Source organism: Rhodohalobacter sp. SW132 (assembly GCF_003390325.1).
In the GTDB taxonomy this organism is placed as follows: Bacteria; Bacteroidota; Rhodothermia; order Balneolales; family Balneolaceae; genus SW132.
Window position 1 is genome coordinate 121,144 of the sequence record NZ_QUOK01000004.1, and the last position, 16,139, is coordinate 137,282.

At 46.5% G+C, this 16,139-nt stretch carries 9 protein-coding genes; 5 read left to right on the forward strand and 4 right to left on the reverse strand.

What is annotated here, in order from left to right:
- Nucleotides 1–46 precede the first annotated feature (46 nt).
- On the reverse strand, nucleotides 47–1,657 hold the full coding sequence (locus DYD21_RS09565) for an acyl-CoA carboxylase subunit beta (RefSeq protein ID WP_116035787.1): 1,611 nt from the start codon (nucleotides 1,655–1,657) through the stop codon (nucleotides 47–49).
- 124 nt (nucleotides 1,658–1,781) lie between these two features.
- On the opposite strand from DYD21_RS09565, the gene DYD21_RS09570 reads away from it, so the two are divergent.
- From DYD21_RS09570 to ftsE, 4 genes are read left to right on the forward strand one after another with little or no spacing between them, the layout of a single operon-like run.
- Complete coding sequence (locus DYD21_RS09570; protein ID WP_116035789.1) at nucleotides 1,782–3,185, forward strand: GWxTD domain-containing protein; 1,404 nt, start codon at nucleotides 1,782–1,784, stop codon at nucleotides 3,183–3,185.
- A gap of 40 nt (nucleotides 3,186–3,225) precedes the next feature.
- Complete coding sequence (gene pdxA / locus DYD21_RS09575; protein WP_116035792.1) at nucleotides 3,226–4,224, forward strand: 4-hydroxythreonine-4-phosphate dehydrogenase PdxA; 999 nt, start codon at nucleotides 3,226–3,228, stop codon at nucleotides 4,222–4,224.
- Nucleotides 4,225–5,010: a class I SAM-dependent methyltransferase gene (locus DYD21_RS09580; RefSeq protein ID WP_116035794.1), complete on the forward strand. Its 786-nt coding sequence runs from the start codon at nucleotides 4,225–4,227 to the stop codon at nucleotides 5,008–5,010. It abuts the gene before it with no gap.
- A complete protein-coding gene (gene ftsE / locus DYD21_RS09585) occupies nucleotides 5,007–5,684 on the forward strand; it encodes a cell division ATP-binding protein FtsE (protein WP_116035797.1) in 678 nt (225 codons plus the stop codon). The genes DYD21_RS09580 and ftsE overlap by 4 nt, the downstream gene beginning before the upstream one ends.
- Before the next feature lie 305 nt (nucleotides 5,685–5,989).
- On the opposite strand, the gene recD is transcribed toward ftsE, so the two are convergent.
- The 3 genes from recD to DYD21_RS09600 are packed head-to-tail and all read right to left on the reverse strand — an operon-like array spanning nucleotide 5,990 to nucleotide 14,612.
- Nucleotides 5,990–7,828, reverse strand: a complete 1,839-nt coding sequence (recD, locus tag DYD21_RS09590) for an exodeoxyribonuclease V subunit alpha (protein WP_116035799.1) — start codon at nucleotides 7,826–7,828, stop codon at nucleotides 5,990–5,992.
- A complete protein-coding gene (recB, locus tag DYD21_RS09595; protein WP_116035802.1) occupies nucleotides 7,825–11,457 on the reverse strand; it encodes an exodeoxyribonuclease V subunit beta in 3,633 nt (1,210 codons plus the stop codon). The genes recD and recB overlap by 4 nt, the downstream gene beginning before the upstream one ends.
- Nucleotides 11,454–14,612 carry an exodeoxyribonuclease V subunit gamma gene (locus DYD21_RS09600; protein ID WP_116035804.1) on the reverse strand — a complete coding sequence of 1,053 codons (3,159 nt, stop codon included), beginning with the start codon at nucleotides 14,610–14,612 and terminating at the stop codon, nucleotides 11,454–11,456. Before DYD21_RS09600 ends, recB begins: the two co-directional genes overlap by 4 nt.
- 167 nt (nucleotides 14,613–14,779) lie before the next feature.
- On the opposite strand from DYD21_RS09600, the gene DYD21_RS09605 reads away from it, so the two are divergent.
- On the forward strand, nucleotides 14,780–16,135 hold the full coding sequence (locus tag DYD21_RS09605) for a carboxypeptidase-like regulatory domain-containing protein (protein WP_116035807.1): 1,356 nt from the start codon (nucleotides 14,780–14,782) through the stop codon (nucleotides 16,133–16,135).
- Nucleotides 16,136–16,139 lie beyond the last annotated feature (4 nt).

Genomic DNA, 16,139 nt, shown 5'->3' on the forward strand with positions numbered 1-16,139 from the left:
AAATCTGTTGGTTTAATTAAAATTTGATGTCAGTCAGAACTGAAATTTATACCTGCAATACACCTGTTTTAAATTCTTCAATCGTTGGATTTTGATTGGCATCTTCGATTGCCCGCGAGATCTTCATCCGTGTCTCCTCCGGGGTGATAATTCCATCTATCCAAAGCCTGGCCGCGGCATACCGCACATCGGTCTGCCTGTCGTACCTGCTTTTGATGCGTTCCAAAATCTCTTCACGCTCCTCGTGACTGATTTTTTTATTCTTTTTCTCCAGCGATGAAACTTTTATCTGGGTAAGGACTTTCGCCGCCTGGGTTCCGCCCATCACTGCAATTTGCGCTGTAGGCCATGCGTAGATGAAGCGGGGATCGTACGCTTTTCCACACATTGCGTAATTTCCTGCACCATAACTGTTCCCCATAATGATGGTGATTTTTGGCACTGTTGAGTTTGCCACAGCATTCACCATTTTTGCGCCATCTTTAATGATACCACCGTGCTCACTGCGTTTCCCAATCATGAATCCGGTTACATCCTGCAGGAAAATAATCGGAATTTTTTTCTGATTGCAGTTCATAATAAACCGGGCGCCTTTATCTGCACTATCAGAGTAGATCACCCCGCCAATCTGCATTTCACCCTGTTTACTTTTTACAATTTTGCGCTGATTGGCTACAATTCCCACGCTCCAGCCATCGATACGGGCGTAGCCGGTGACCAGCGTCTGCCCGTACCCTTTTTTAAATTCAACAAACGTTTCGGCATCCGCCAGGCCTTGAATAATGTTCATCACATCATAGGGCCGATTTCTGTCTTTGGGAAATTCCTCCACCATCTTCTCTCCATCAATTTCGGGAGCGATCGACTCATGCCTTGTAAAGTTCGCTTTGGGAGAGGGACCTAGATTTTTTACCAGCCGGCGTATGGTTTGAAGGCACTCGGTATCGTCCTTCATTTTATAATCGGTCACCCCGCTGATTTCCGTATGAGTAGACGCACCGCCGAGTGTTTCATTATCCACCTCTTCGCCGATTGCCGCTTTCACCAGGTAACTGCCGGCCAGAAAAACGCTTCCAGTTCCGTCTACAATTAAAGCTTCGTCACTCATGATTGGCAGATACGCACCGCCGGCCACACAGCTTCCCATGATAGCCGCAATCTGTGGAATTCCCTTGGCGCTGATTACCGCATTGTTTCTGAAAATACGCCCGAAATGTTCTTTATCCGGAAAAATTTCATCCTGCATGGGAAGATAAACGCCTGCAGAATCCACCAGATAGATAAGGGGAAGATGATTTTCGATAGCAATTTCCTGCGCTCGAAGATTCTTTTTTGCAGTCATCGGGAACCAGGCCCCCGCCTTTACTGTGGCGTCATTTGCCACGATCATACATCGCCTGCCTCCTACCGAACCAATTCCCGTAACAACCCCGGCTGAAGGGCATCCGCCCTCTTTTTCATACATCTCATACGCAGCCCAGAGGCCGATTTCATCAAAAGGAGAATCCTCGTCGAGTAAAAATTCAATCCTCTCCCGAGCCGTCATTTTTCCTTTTTTATGCTCTTTTTCAATTCGCTTTGCACCACCACCCTCTTTGATCTCCTTTTCCGTTTTTCGGATGATCTGCAACAGGTTACTTTGCCAGGATTCACTCATTTCTGCGGAATTATATTTAATTTATGTTTCTTTAAATAATACCATCAGTTTTGATGACGTTTGAAGATACAGAAATCAAAGCTTTTCAAAAGCTTTAAAACAACAGAACATTGTTCCTACCATAATGAACTATCTGACCCCGATTCTTATCACCCTGTTACTTTTAATGCCCGTGATTGCGGATGCCCAGCAAAGAGGAACCCAGCAGCAGCGAGGAACTACGTATGAATCGCTCCTTCAGCGATCCGATCAGCCCAGTTCATACATCACCCACGTTATCCTGCCGGAAAATGATGGCAGCGCACTTACAGGTGTGATGTTTCGCCTTGACTACGATCTTATCCCTTTTCTGAGAGTTCGATCTTCCGACACGTCTGCTCCTGAGGATGCTGAATATTTTGCCCCCGTGCATATGGGACTCGAAATTTTTGAAGGCACACATCGAACCTCCCGGCGGAGTTCATCACAGGACGGCCAATCGATATTCAGAGATTCATTTCAAGACACGATATACGTGCAGTCGTTTGAGGAGACCCGCTCACGTTTGCAGCATGTGGAAGGAATCATGTCAACACGCCTTCAACCCGGTTCCTACAACTATGAACTTCAGCTCAGGCGTGCACAATCAACAAGGGAACAGAGCTCCACAAGGCGAAACATTTCCGTACCGCAATATGATACTCTCGGAAATGCCGGACTGATACTGCTGAGTGAATTTCAGCAGGATAACAACCTGGTAACCGGTACATTTCTAAATTATGGCGAAAACGTACTTTATGGATCTGATTACGAAGTTTTGGTTCTTCTGCCAGATACTGAAGATGAAGAGTATCACTTTACACTTCACCAGATGGAGAGCGGCACCTCCTCCGACGTTTTGTCTGATGCGGTTTTCCGCGATACACTCCGCGCACAGGAATTATTCAGGGCATCCGATTTTGAACTATCAGGCCGGTCAGACGGCGTCCGGCTAACGATGACACCCAACGACACGGGCACCCGGTTTGGCTCTATTTCTGTGCCCAATTCCGGTTTTGCGAACGCCAGGTTTCGCCTGCAGGTGCGAACTTCGGATGATGAAGTCATTGCCCAGAGAATTGTGAACTCACGCTGGCTTGATATGCCTGTGAGCCTTCTGAATATTGACGTTGCTATCAATATGCTTCGCTTTATTGTAAGTGACAGTGAATTGCGACGCCTGCAATCCGGTTCAACTGCAGAAAAAGAACGGAAGTTCAGAGAATTCTGGGAAGAGAGAGATCCCACACCTGAAACCGAGTTTAACGAATTGATGGCCGAATACTACAACAGGATTGATTATGCGTTCAGAAACTTCAGTTCCCTGCAAACTCCCGGTTATGAATCTGATCGTGGTCGCGCATACATTCTTTACGGTGAGCCCGATAATGTAGAGCGCCGGCTGCCAACCGATCAACCGACACGGGAAATTTGGGAATATCCGGGCCGGACCCTGGTTTTTGAAGCAACTACAGGCTTCGGTGATTTCCGTTTGATTTCTGAACGATAATGGGTTTCGCCCGGTCCCTGAGTTCCCTATTTTAAAATATATGAAGCCAACAATAGCAATTAGCATGGGTGATCCGGGCGGGATTGGTCCGGAGGTAATATTAAAAACCATCCACGAGTTTGGAACCGCCAAAGCTACACCGCTTCTGCTTGGAAATTCCTCCGTGTTTAAGTTCTACGCAGATTCGATCGGGTTTGATCTTGATATTCACATCGTTGAAAATGCATCCGATGTCGTTCCAGGTCAGATCAACTTAATTGAAGCCGCTATGATGGATCACGAGATCCGGCCCGGAAGACTTGATGCTGTTAACGGCAAGGCGGCAATGCAGTCTGTGGCAAAAGGAATTGAGGCTTGTCTTTCTTCCAGCGCCGATGCTCTCGTTACGGCTCCGATATCAAAAGAAGCGATCACACGGGCCGGGTACCGGGTTCCGGGACACACGGAATTTTTGGCAGAAAAAACGGGCACCCACCAGGTTCTCATGATGCTTGTCAGCGGCCCGCTGCGTGTTGCCCTCGCAACCATTCATATTCCGCTACGGGATGTCGCCGGACTGCTAACGCCCGAACTCCTGACCACCCGACTGCAAATTTTGCACAACTCTCTTCAGGCTGATTTCAACATTCCGGAACCGAAAATTGCGGTTTTTGGACTGAATCCGCATTCAGGTGACGGAGGGGTTATAGGCCGTGAAGAGATCGACCTGATCACTCCGGTTATTGAAAAATTGAATCGCAGCGGATATTCGCTGAGCGGTCCCTTCGCAGGAGATGGATTTTTTGGGAAACAGATGCAGAATAAATATGACGCTATTTTCGCCATGTATCACGATCAAGGGCTCATTCCATTCAAAGCACTAACTTTTGGTAAAGGTGTGAATTTTACGGCCGGTTTGCCGATTATTCGCACTTCGCCCGATCACGGAACAGCTTTTGATATCGCAGGTACGAACAGTGCAGATCATCACTCGTTCTTATCAGCATACTCTCTTGCAATAGAAATGGCACAACACAGAAAAAAAGTAGCAACCTGCTAATTGGAAAATATCTCAGATTATATCGAACCGAAACGACAATATTCAATCCTGGCTGAGATTTACGATGCAGTAATGCATGATGTGGATTATGAGGCGTGGGCGGATTACATCGACGAAGTGATCATGCGTCACCACCACGAAGCGCGTGATATCCTGGAACTCGCCTGCGGAACCGGTACGATGGCTATTTCGATGGAAGAACTGGGTTACTATACGATCACAGCGACCGACCTTTCTCCGGATATGATTCGTAAAGCGCGTGAAAAAGGAGAAGAAAAAGAATCTGACGTCAGCTTTCAGACGCTTGATTTTCTCGACATCAACCTGGACAAAAAGTTCGATGCCGTGTACATGGTTTTCGATAGCCTCAACTATCTTCACAACACCAGTGATATCGCAAAGCTGCACGAACAGGTTTATAATGTTTTGAACCCCGGCGGCATCTTTGTATATGATTTCACAACACCACGTAACTCAAGGAAAGCGATCCGTTATCTCGATAATGAGAATGAAACCGTGAACGAATATTTTAGCTATCAAAGATCCAGCCGGTATGATGAAAAGCAGAAAATCCACACCAACACTTTTGATATTTCGCTGAAAAACCTGGCTGACAGCAGCCAGGTTAAAAATTACAGGGAAGAACACCAGCAGCGAATCTACACGATGAACGAGCTCTATCCCATTGTAGAAAAGTCGCCGTTCAGCCTGGTGAAAGCTTACGATGGTTTTGAACTGAAACCCGCACACAAACGCAGCCTGAGAATCACAATGGTATTACGATGACAGAAAACAGTGTTATTGATTTAAATAACGTTACGGTAGCCTTCAACGGAACAACAGTGCTCGAAAATATCAACTTCTCATTGGACGTGGGTGAATTTTGTTACGTAATCGGTAAGACCGGAGCAGGAAAAAGTTCCTTTTTAAAACTTCTCTACAGAGATGTACTGCCCACCCGGGGAGTTGTGAGAGTTGCCGACTATGAAGTTTCAAATTTACCTGATAACAAAGTCCCTTTTCTCAGAAGACGCCTCGGCATCGTATTCCAGGATTTTCAGCTGCTTCCGGATAGAAATATTTACGAAAATGTAGCCTTTGCCCTTCGCGTTACAGGCCAGAAAAATCGTTACATCAAACAGCGTGTGTTAGAAGTTCTTGGCCTCGTTGGGCTCAGCCATAAACGAAAAGCAATGCCGGCTGATCTATCCGGCGGAGAACAACAGCGCGTGGTTATTGCAAGAGCACTGGCCAATGAACCGCGGATTCTGCTCGCTGACGAACCAACCGGTAACCTCGATCCCGAAGTGAGTGCCTCCATCATGGAACTACTAAAAACTATCAATAATCGCGGAATGTCCGTATTGATGGTAACGCATGATTATGAAGTTGTTCGGAGGTTTCCATATCGAACGGTGCAGATTAAGGATGGCGGACTGGAAGATATTAAAGTAATCTGATCCGGAAGATTCGGTATCATTAGAGCCACTCTAAACGGGAAAGATGAGCATAAAAAGCAAGAGGCCTGGCTTTCAACCAGACCTCTCTAACTACGTTGGCTTTCGGGGTACAACTCTTATCGAGTTATAACATTGGGTCTAACGTACATGCCTGATCTTTGTTCCATACTTTTTTAAAAATTTTTCTCTTTTTTTTCTCATCTCTCAGGCACTATAACATTGATTTTATTCATCATTAAAGTGTTTAACCGGTATCAATTATAGGATATCATCGCACTGAAATTACCAACACGGTTAAAAATCCACTATAATCCGGAAAATCTCTCTGTCTCACGGTTTGACGCCTTGATAAACAATTCTAATTCCCCGTATAAGGAAAACCCTTTTTTGGCCCGGGTAATCGCGGTGTACAAAAGCTCCCTGGTGAGTATCGGCGTGTCTTTAACCGGCAGCAAAAAGTTCACCTGACTAAACTCTGATCCCTGGCTTTTATGTACCGTTAAAAAATAGGCCGGGGCAAAATGAGTCAGCTGTTCCGGTTTGATTTTTTTGATTCCGGATCCCGACTGCACAAATACTCGGTAATTTCCATCATCCTGAAGAATGCATACGCCATGATCCCCATTAAAAACACCCAGATCATAATTATTTCGGGAGATGATGATTGGCCTCCCATGAAACCACCCTTTTTGCATTTTCACAACCCGTGCGGACGCTACTGCCTGCTCGGCAAGCCGGTTCAGCCGCTCTGAACCCGATAGTCCTCGCCTCAGGGCTGTCAGCCAAACGGACTTTTTCCAAAATTCAAGGGCCTCTTCGGGGGTATCAATTTTTTGTACACTTTGAACCTTATCACGAATATCAGCGGTAAGTTTCCCGAAATCATTTTTCCGGTTTTGAAACGAATTGAATCGGATATCATCAAACGAGTGAAACAAATCCTCGGTGCTTTGAACCGAATCTATCCCCCGGTTTACTGAAGCGGCCAATTGCCCGATACCGCTGTTTTCATCAAATCGATAACTTTTGGTCAGATATACAATTGAGTCATCAATTTTACTGGATGATGGAATTTGATCTGCTAACGGAATACCCAGATTTTTCAGCAGATCTTCGGTTTCAGGATTAAACGTGTTTTCCTTTTTTCGGCACAAATCAGCAAATACAGATCCGGCTTCCACCGAAGCAAGCTGATCTTTATCACCAAGCAGAATCAGGCGCGTCCCTTCATCGAGGTGACGAATCAGTCGGGTGATCAGGGAAAGGTCAATCATTGAAGCTTCATCCACGATTACGATATCATACCGGAGCATTTTCCGGCGAACCGGCGGAAGCAATCCATGCTCCTCCACTGATCTCAGCAGCCGGTGAATGGTCTGTGCTTCAGAGGGAAAAGAACGGAGCTGTTCGTCTGTCAGGTTCAAATTTTGAAGCTCCCCAAACAGCGCTTCGCCCATTCTGCCCGCAGCTTTTCCGGTTGGTGCTGCGAGGGCAATACGAAGTGGTTTTTCTGATGTTCGCTGCAAAAGGGTTAGCATTCGTGCAACAGTCGTGGTTTTTCCGGTCCCGGGGCCGCCGGATACAATCAAAAAGGATTTAAAAAGTGAAAGTGCTGCTGCCGTTTTTTGCCAGTTGACACTCTTGCCTTCAGCCGGGAAAAGACGATCCAGCTCCGCTTTTACCGAATCGGAAACTGAAAAACCGGTTTCTGAGCGGCTTTTTTGTTGAATCCACGATTTTAAATTCTGTTCCTGTTTATAAAATCTGTGTATGTATAGCCTGTTATCAATGAGTGTAAACGGCTTACCCGAGCCCGGTTTCCCAATAATTTTGCTATGTAACAGATCCAGTTTCCCGGGATTCAGGTTTTGATATTCCCGTTTTTCCGGTTCTGTAATTTGTATCAGCTCCTCCACGCTTCGGTCAGCCGGCATGCAAACATGACCATCTCTGACAAAAAGAGACGTGAGCGCCACCGCAATTTTTTCATCTTCTGAGAGTTCGCCATATTCTGATTCCAGGTATCGAATCAATTCCAGTTCATGGCGCTGAAAAATCTCTTTAAGAGAAATTTCTTTTCTCTTCGCACCTGAATTCTCAGGCTGATCAAACAGAGTTGGCGTTTGCTTATTCCCTTTACTCATTCTTCAGCCGGATTGATTATGTTTGATGGTTCAGATTTCATCACACCAAGAGTTTGCTCGAGTTTCTGGATAACTGACAGGTCCGGTTTATGAAACCACACGCCGTTACTGCTGCCCGGTTTCATCCCCCGTACAAATAGGTACGCTACTCCGCCAAAATCGTTTTCGTAACTAAAACCGGGCACGCGAGTGCGTAAATAGGCTAAAAGGGCAACGGTATAGAGGTGATATTGCAGATCGTAGTGGTTCGCCCGGATTTCATGTCTCAAATCTTCCTCACCATAATCATCTACAGAATCCCCGAGATAATTTGATTTATAGTCGAGGATATAATATTTACCATCCTGCCGCGCCACCAAATCAATAAAACCGGTCAGATACATTTGGCTGCGGGAATCCGGAATGGTATTTCCGTTTTCATTCCGAATGATTTCTATCAGTTCATCACCATACACTTCAGCAGCTGGAAAGTGAAACTCCAGTTCGCGAATTTGATCATCATTTCTCAACTTGTTCAGTGAAAAACCGGGGATTTCTGCGCCGGTTACATCACTGAGCATCTGAAGGATTACATCTTTCCATTTTAGATCAAATTGATACTCTTCAAGCAGTTCCTCAACCGCATTCCCAAAATCATTTGCAGCAAATTCTGAGAAATCGAACGATTCGTGCTCAAATAATTTATGAATAGCCGTACCCGCAGTTGCCCCTTTTGGAAACTGGAAAATGGACTCTTTTTGCGATTTCTCTGATTCCGATTCAGGTTCAAACGCTTCAGAATACTGCTCGATAACCTGGTCAAAATCAGGTTCTGCAGGATCCGAAGAGTGACCTGCCAGCGAAGAGAAACTCTCCACCCGATTTTTCACCTGCAGTGTTTCCCGGCCGATGTACGGCTCAAACTCAATCTCATCTCCGGCCCCGGGTTGGGTGATTTCTATGTCGGAAAGCGGTTCATCTCTTTCAATAATCTCAAAGCCAATTTCGGGCACAGCAGACAGTTCTTTAAATCGATCCAGAATAATTCCCTCATCAGGTTCTTTTCCATCCTTTAATTTTACGCGATCTTCGATGAATTGCTTCGTTTTTTCCGTTCCCGACAGCGCAGCTCCGAGTCCGGAAAAAAGGGATTCTGTGTGGGTTGACCAGAAGACAAATGAACCGTATTCGGCACGTGTCAGCGCTACGTACGTTTTCCGCACCTCCTCCGCAATCGACTCCAGGTCCGCCGCTGTTTCGGCAGCTTTTCTGCGTTCACTTTTTTCCCGTTCAATGTTGATATAAAGCTCACTTTCTCCTGGTTTATGATACTCAACCGGTGATTTAATTTTATTTTTATGAAACGACGGTTCGTGGCCCATCCATAATGTCGGGCAAAAAACAAGCGGAAACTGAAGCCCCTTACTCGCATGAACGGTCATGATTTTCACCAGGTGCTGATCGCTTTCGAGCTGAAGCTCTTTCTCCTCTTCCCGTTCGGTTTCATCCATCTGCCGCAGCAGCCAGCGGTGCAGCATACGCGGCGCACGTTCATTTATCCTCTCCTCTTGTGCACAAACCTCTGCAAGATGATACAAATTTGTAATGATTCGCTCCGAACCCTCAAGAGATGCCAGGTTTGCGAGCCTCCCCTCTTTATGGATAATTTCATAGAACATGGCATAAAATCCCCGTCGCTTCCAAACCGAGTTCAACTCCATCAGTTCTTCGGAAAGTGACTGGTAACGCTCCTCATCTTCGGTCAGATTGTGCAGCCGGTTCAGATCCTGGCCAAACATGCCGGTTAACAGGAGTGCATGTACCGCTCTGCTGTTCAGCGGATTTAAAACGGCATTCATCACAATTTCCAGTTTAGTGGCTTCCACTGTTTCGAAGATGGTTTGATTGGTTTTCGTCACCGAATCAATCCCAATCTGTTTCAATTTTCGCTGCAGTGTCTTTGCATCTTTATGCCGGCTGATCAGAATCGTAATATCGCCGGCACGAACAGGCCTGTCACCGATTGTTGCCTCACCGCGGGAAGCCATACCGAGTATTTCACCAATTTTTTTTACGGTTTGAGAGAAGGCAAAACTGCAGGCATTCCCCTTGTTTGAATCAATACCGCTACGCGCAATAACTGAAAGTGATGGCACCGATTCACCACGGATTACCAGAGAATCGGTGTGATTTTCCCGTCCTGCTTCCGAAGGCCTGAACTCTATTTCTTCTTCGATAAACGCATTTCTTTCACCTGAAAAAAGCTCGTTCACCGCCCGGATATACCCCGTTGTGCTCCGGTAATTTTTCGTGAGCGTATAATCGGATCCCACCCCATCTTTTCTCGCCCTGAAATAGGTATGCAGGTCCGCACCCCGGAAAGCGTAAATGGCTTGCTTTGGGTCACCAATCATCATCAAGCTGCTGTCACTGTTTTGGGCCGGATAGATTTTGCTGAATATCTCGTATTGAATTGGGTCCGTATCCTGGAATTCATCCACCAGCGCAACTGGATACCGTTTTCGGAGTTTTCCGGAGAGTTCAGCACTATTTTCACCTGTGATGAGAGAGTCGTGAATATTTGTAAGCAGATCATCATAACTGCTGATTTCCGATTCTGCCGTCAATTCCTTTCTCCGCTCCGATATCTCCCGAAACGCCTGGATTAGCAAAGTGGACTGAACTTTTTTTACCTCACCGGCCTTCTCAGCCAGTTCGGAACAGAGATCAAAAAACGGGTGCTCAGGAACCGGGTTTCCATTTTTCCTGAGGTTTTCATCATCATACACATAATCTGATGTCAGATAAACCAGCGCATCGGGCTTATCCTGGCTGAATGATCTGTCATAAAGATAGAATTCAAACTTCCGTATTCTGGAATCTACATGCTGCGCATAGCCGCTCAAATCACATGTTCTCATGATTTTCAGAATCGTCTCTTTTTCCGCGTGCCAAAGATTTTTCAGATCGGCTTTCAAATCAATCAAGTCCTTCAGAATCGCTTTGGGATCATCTACAAATTCACCTTCGGCAGTCGCATACGGCTTGTCAATCAGCGGCTTGATCCCACCGTAACTGATCAATTCGCCGGGAGTAGCTGCAATGGAAGTCAATTTTGAAATGAGATAGTGACCGGCTTCTGAACCGCTGTTCTCATGCATGAAGGTTCTCCAGTAGTCATCAGCCGCCGTCATCAATAGCTGATCGGTGGGACTCACATTTAACTCAAAAGGCGTACCCGCAATCAGCGCCTCTTCCTGGAGAATTTTTTGGCAAAATCCGTGAATGGTGAAAACCTGGCAATCATCAAAATTGTGCATCGCCCTGCGAAGTGCTTCAGCAGACTTCAGGTTTTTTCCATAACGGCTGTAGATTTCACTCAAAAATGGATCTTTATCACCCGGCGGGTCACTCCCTTCAACCGTATCCAGAGTTTGCCGTAGTCGTTCAAGAATTCGTTCACGAAGTTCAGCCGTCGCTTTTTTGGTGAAGGTCACGGTTAGAATTTGCTCGATATCGAGCTCTCGTTCAAGCAACAGCCGGATAAAAATCCCAACAATGGTATATGTTTTCCCGGTTCCGGCACTCGCCTCAACCAGCACTCGGGGTGAGAATTCAAGATCAAAAATCTGATTCAGTTCTTCTCTCATACCACAGGTTCCATATGGTTCATCATACAATTAAGCAGCTCCCGGAACTGCGGATGGATATATTCAGGTTCAAAATCGGGTTCATCCCCGGCAAGAAAAGTCACGAACAAATCCCGGTTTTCTGCAAATCGGTTGTATTCCGACCCTTCGAATATTTGTGCGGCACTCTCTTCCGGAATACCATTCTCTTTAAAGATCGCTTTTTCATACGCATAAGAAGTGGACGGAAATAGCATAATGGGTGATTCTATTCCCGATCTGAATATCCGAACTGCCAGTTCCAATTGCTCTTCAGCGTTTTTTACGGGCTGAAAGGCTATCCATTTGGGTTTCGGTTTTTTCAGATCGCACAAAAAATTGGATTCTGAATCGGGAAAATGCCCCGATACGTTTCCGCACAGATGCCGGATCCAGCTCCTGAACACCCTTCCGCCATTGAAACCCGACGGTGTGATATCGAGCATCCGTTCTGCAGAATAACTTAGCAGAGATCCATTAATGGAGATAGATTCTGTTTGAATATTGAGGTCGAAATTGTTGATTTGCGGTTCAAACCCTTCTTCACGAACCCATTCGATCGCTGAATCAACCGAATGAATGATTTCCCGCAACACAGTTTCACCCTGCCAGCCCTGGGGTACGGTTCCGGTACGATAGAGCAGATTTAGAATCTGATCTTCATTTTTATCCTGCATCCTCCATCCAAAGACACGATCAAATAATTTGTGATACTCAAGGCTGCTTAACTCAAATTCTTTTTTTCTCTCTTCTGCGCGATTAATTTCCGGATTGAACCGGCTCTTGAAAAACGTCTGAACCGGGTTTGCGTAAAATCTGTCAAGCTCTTCAAATGGGATAAAATCTCCGTTCTCTTCAATGGAAATGGGATCGCCCGGCTGAAGGCCCCGTACTCCCGTACCCCGCTTAAACATCCGTTCAGATGCCAGAAACTCTGTTTTCGCAAAAGATGTCCCCTTCCTGAAATTCTCCCGTGAAAACCCGTGAAGCGGTGAATTATGTACAATATCTTCTGCTTTTTTTCCCGTAGTATCTGCGATAAAATTTACCCATTCATTCACAATCGGCGAAGGTGGAATCGGCTCATTGTCCACACGGCTCATCCCGATATAACTGCAGTAATGAACATCGCCGGCTGCCATAACCGATTCCAGGAACAGATTGCGATCTTCATTCTTCCGGTTTCGGTCGGTCGGCGCGGGATTCCGGGCCATCAGATCAAAGTCAGCTGACTTCGGTTTTCGGGGAAAATCGGCTTCGTTGAGACCAATCAGCGCAACTACTTTTGCAGGGATCGATCTCACCGGCACCATCGTGCTGAATGTTACACCGCGTGAAAAGAGAGCCGTCGAGGCAGAGCTGTTTTCGAGCTGTTTTTTGAATTGCGCACGAAAAAGACGAAACGTGATTTTCTGTTTGGTTCCGGAGGTTTCTGCCGCTTCAGTGATCCTGTCAAGGCATCTTCGGATTTCATCACTTTCCTTCTCTTTTAAAACACCATCAGAGCAGAATGAACGAATGAGTTTCAGGGTAAAATCACACCAGCCAGACACCGTTTTTTTTGATTCGGATACTTTCCCAAAATCTCTCAGATTCCCAACGAAACCTGAAAAAGCGGACCAGTCCTCTTCCCGGTCTCGTCCCTGGATCTTGTGGAAGTGAATTTCACCATCGTCGAACGGATCATCCTGCTCCCCCATCAGCATCCCTTTCCAGCCGCGATTGAGTGCCGATTGCCAGGTTTGCAGATCACTTTCCGGCTGTCCCGCCGCCCGTCTGTGATCCCCATCCGCACCCCAAATCACGTGATTCTCTTCCATCCACCGCTTGATACGGGACGCACCGGATTCCGATACATCATACCGGCTCCGGACCTCTTCTTCCAGGAACAGGTCCATCACCTCTGTGAAGCTCAGGCGTGAATCGATCAGATCCAGCAGTTGTGTGAGCACGCGCTTCAGCCCGCTGCCGCTAATCCCTCCAAAACCGGCGTGATACGGGATGGAAGGAAACCCCTTCTGTTCCGTTCCAAACACCGCTTGAATAAACGGCAGGTACGTTTCAAGGTCGGGGGTTGCAACTAATACATCATCCGGGCTCAGATCCGGATCATCCCGAAAACGGCGCAGCAGAAACTGGTGAAGGTTTTCGATTTCACGCAGAGGCGTATGACACGAACGAACCTCAACTGAACTCAGGTCACCTGTCCATCCATCGGGATTCCTGTTCTCCAGGATTGATTTTTGAACGTGACTTAAAAAAGAATCGGGATTTGAATCAACCTTATCAATAACAAACTCATTCGCAGTTTGATGAAAATCGTACAGTAATCCGACCCCCTTCTGTTCTTCGCCAAACGCCTGAACCAACGCGTTCTCATTCTCAGACGCTTCACTTTTTTTGTGCTGCAGATCCATCCGAAAAACTAAAACATCGGTTTGTGATGATGTATTTTCCGCCATTTTAACGATCGCGACAGGAATCAAACCCGGATTAAAAAAATAAACCGGCTGCGGATGTTCCGTTTTGCCGGACTTTAGATCGTTTGTTATCTCCAGAATTAATTCTGCTTTATTGGGAAACCCGGTTCCCTTCTCGCGTTTTTTTCTCTCCTTCTCCAGTTCATTCCACAGTTTTGCCTGCCACTGCTCGTCCGAATCTGCCGAAATATTCCCTTTCTGCCACCCAGTGATCAATTCCGGCCTGTACACGATATACTGGTCATAGACCGATGAAATCCTTGCCGAAAGCTGAAATACCGCCTTTTCTTTGATCTCTTCAGGCTGCATGCGAATATATCGATCGGGCCGTGAGAATTTAGAGCGTTTGTCATCATCCATAAGCAGATCAAACAGAGACCATGTCAGCGGGCCAGGATCTGATGGAAGCTGCGAAGGAAGTGTTCGATACGACTTTCGAATCTGCTGAAACTGCCACTCCGCAGGCAATAAAAAGTGACAGTTGGCCAATATTCCGTTCTGTTTTGAAAGAATCAGCCGAAGCCACCGTGATGTATCAAGGTTGGGAACAACGATCTGAACCGGCTCGAACGGATCTTCCGGGATTCGCCCGACTAATTCCGCAGCGAGCTTTTCGGCGAGATCTGTTAAAGAGTGACTCTTGTAAATGTGGAGCATAAAACGGGTCTGTAATTATCGGCCTTCCGGGTTGATCAGATGATACTGAATTGTGGAATGTATCAAAAGTAATGAGCCCGGGTGACAGACTGTGTCATCCCGGGCAAAAAAATTTTGCGTATTACTAACGATTTAGTATAATAACAGCGAACACTTAAAAAATAGAGATGAACAAGCTGAAAGTTGTACTCCTGTTTTTACTGATTACAGCCGGGCAAACGGCAGAAAGCACTGCACAAACTACTATCAAAGGCACCGTTACGAGCCTGAATGGTGAGCTGATTCCGAATATTGTGCTCACTCCTCACCCAGCCGGTCAAACCACCATTTTCAATCGGCCGACCGAGGTGATCGCCGGCCCTGAGGGGTCATACGAAATTACTATTGCGGAACCCGGCATTTATAACTTATCCATAGCGGCAGTACACCATCAGAACCTGAGGCTTCCGGTGATGATTTACGATCAGGAGAACATTGAGATGGATATCCGGCTGGTGCCGCGATACTATAATAATGGCATGTATTTTGATCAGGAACCGTACCGGGAGTGGATTCGGGTGTATGGCAATTTCAACAATTATGATTTTCATACCGCACCGATTTTTGACCTGAATAGTGATGGCTCGATATCAGCTACCATTCCGGCCGACCGCGATACGGTCCGTTACCAGGTCCGCGGAATATCGGGAGGCCCTGTCCCGCTTCCCGGTGAGGCTCTTACGGCGATCCGACCGAACCGAACATTCGAGGGGGTAATCATCCCACCGGCTAACGCTGATTCCATCGAATTGAGATTTGATCCAAATGAACAGACGAAGTATCAAAAAAATGTAGGCCCGATTTCACCGACCCCTGCCCACAGGCCCAATGCCAGACTTTCGTTTTCAAATCCATCTGACTATTTCTGGATTCAACCTCTCTCACTGGTTCAAACCACTTACAAAAACTATGAGATAAATTCTTCTGATAATACTGTCGAACCCGATTCAAATGACCAAAATAACGGAGAGCTGTCCGGTTGGATGAATAGAATTGCGAACAATGCAAAAAAGTATAGAAAAGAGATTCGGACAACGTTAGAAGATGATTCACTGCATCCGCAGCAGCGAGCAGCACTTTACATCGCATACTTGGGATTGCTCAATCAGCAAGTTCGATGGAATGAGCATGTGGGAGAGGATTCACCAGAGGACGGACCCGGACCTGAATTTCTTCTGCAGGTTATACAAGAGGTTCATCCGCTGCACCCGGTGTGGGGGCGAAATCCGGGAGCTGCTACCCAATTACTGGAACAGTCCGGTTTCAACCCTGAGGTTGTGGAGTATTCAGAGAAGATGGTTCGTGAACATACCGATGATTTGGTTGTGCGGTACCTTGTACTCGAACTGATTGAAAAGAAAGCTCATCAATATGAGGATGCCCGGGAGATGCCGGAATACAGCTGGATTGTGGAACGATATGGTGAAAACCATCTCGCCCGGCAAGCGATTGTTGCCTACTTACGCGGCTCCCGAACCGATTAATGAC

Excerpts from the sequence above, each read along its gene's own strand:
- pdxA (WP_116035792.1), top strand. The coding sequence starts at position 3,226 with ATGAAGCCAACAATAGCAATTAGCATGGGTGATCCGGGCGGGATTGGT.
- recD (WP_116035799.1), bottom strand. The coding sequence starts at position 7,828 with ATGAGTAAAGGGAATAAGCAAACGCCAACTCTGTTTGATCAGCCTGAG.
- DYD21_RS09565 (WP_116035787.1), bottom strand. The coding sequence starts at position 1,657 with ATGAGTGAATCCTGGCAAAGTAACCTGTTGCAGATCATCCGAAAAACG.
- ftsE (WP_116035797.1), top strand. The coding sequence starts at position 5,007 with ATGACAGAAAACAGTGTTATTGATTTAAATAACGTTACGGTAGCCTTC.
- DYD21_RS09605 (WP_116035807.1), top strand. The coding sequence starts at position 14,780 with ATGAACAAGCTGAAAGTTGTACTCCTGTTTTTACTGATTACAGCCGGG.
- DYD21_RS09600 (WP_116035804.1), bottom strand. The coding sequence starts at position 14,612 with ATGCTCCACATTTACAAGAGTCACTCTTTAACAGATCTCGCCGAAAAG.
- DYD21_RS09570 (WP_116035789.1), top strand. The coding sequence starts at position 1,782 with ATGAACTATCTGACCCCGATTCTTATCACCCTGTTACTTTTAATGCCC.
- recB (WP_116035802.1), bottom strand. The coding sequence starts at position 11,457 with ATGAGAGAAGAACTGAATCAGATTTTTGATCTTGAATTCTCACCCCGA.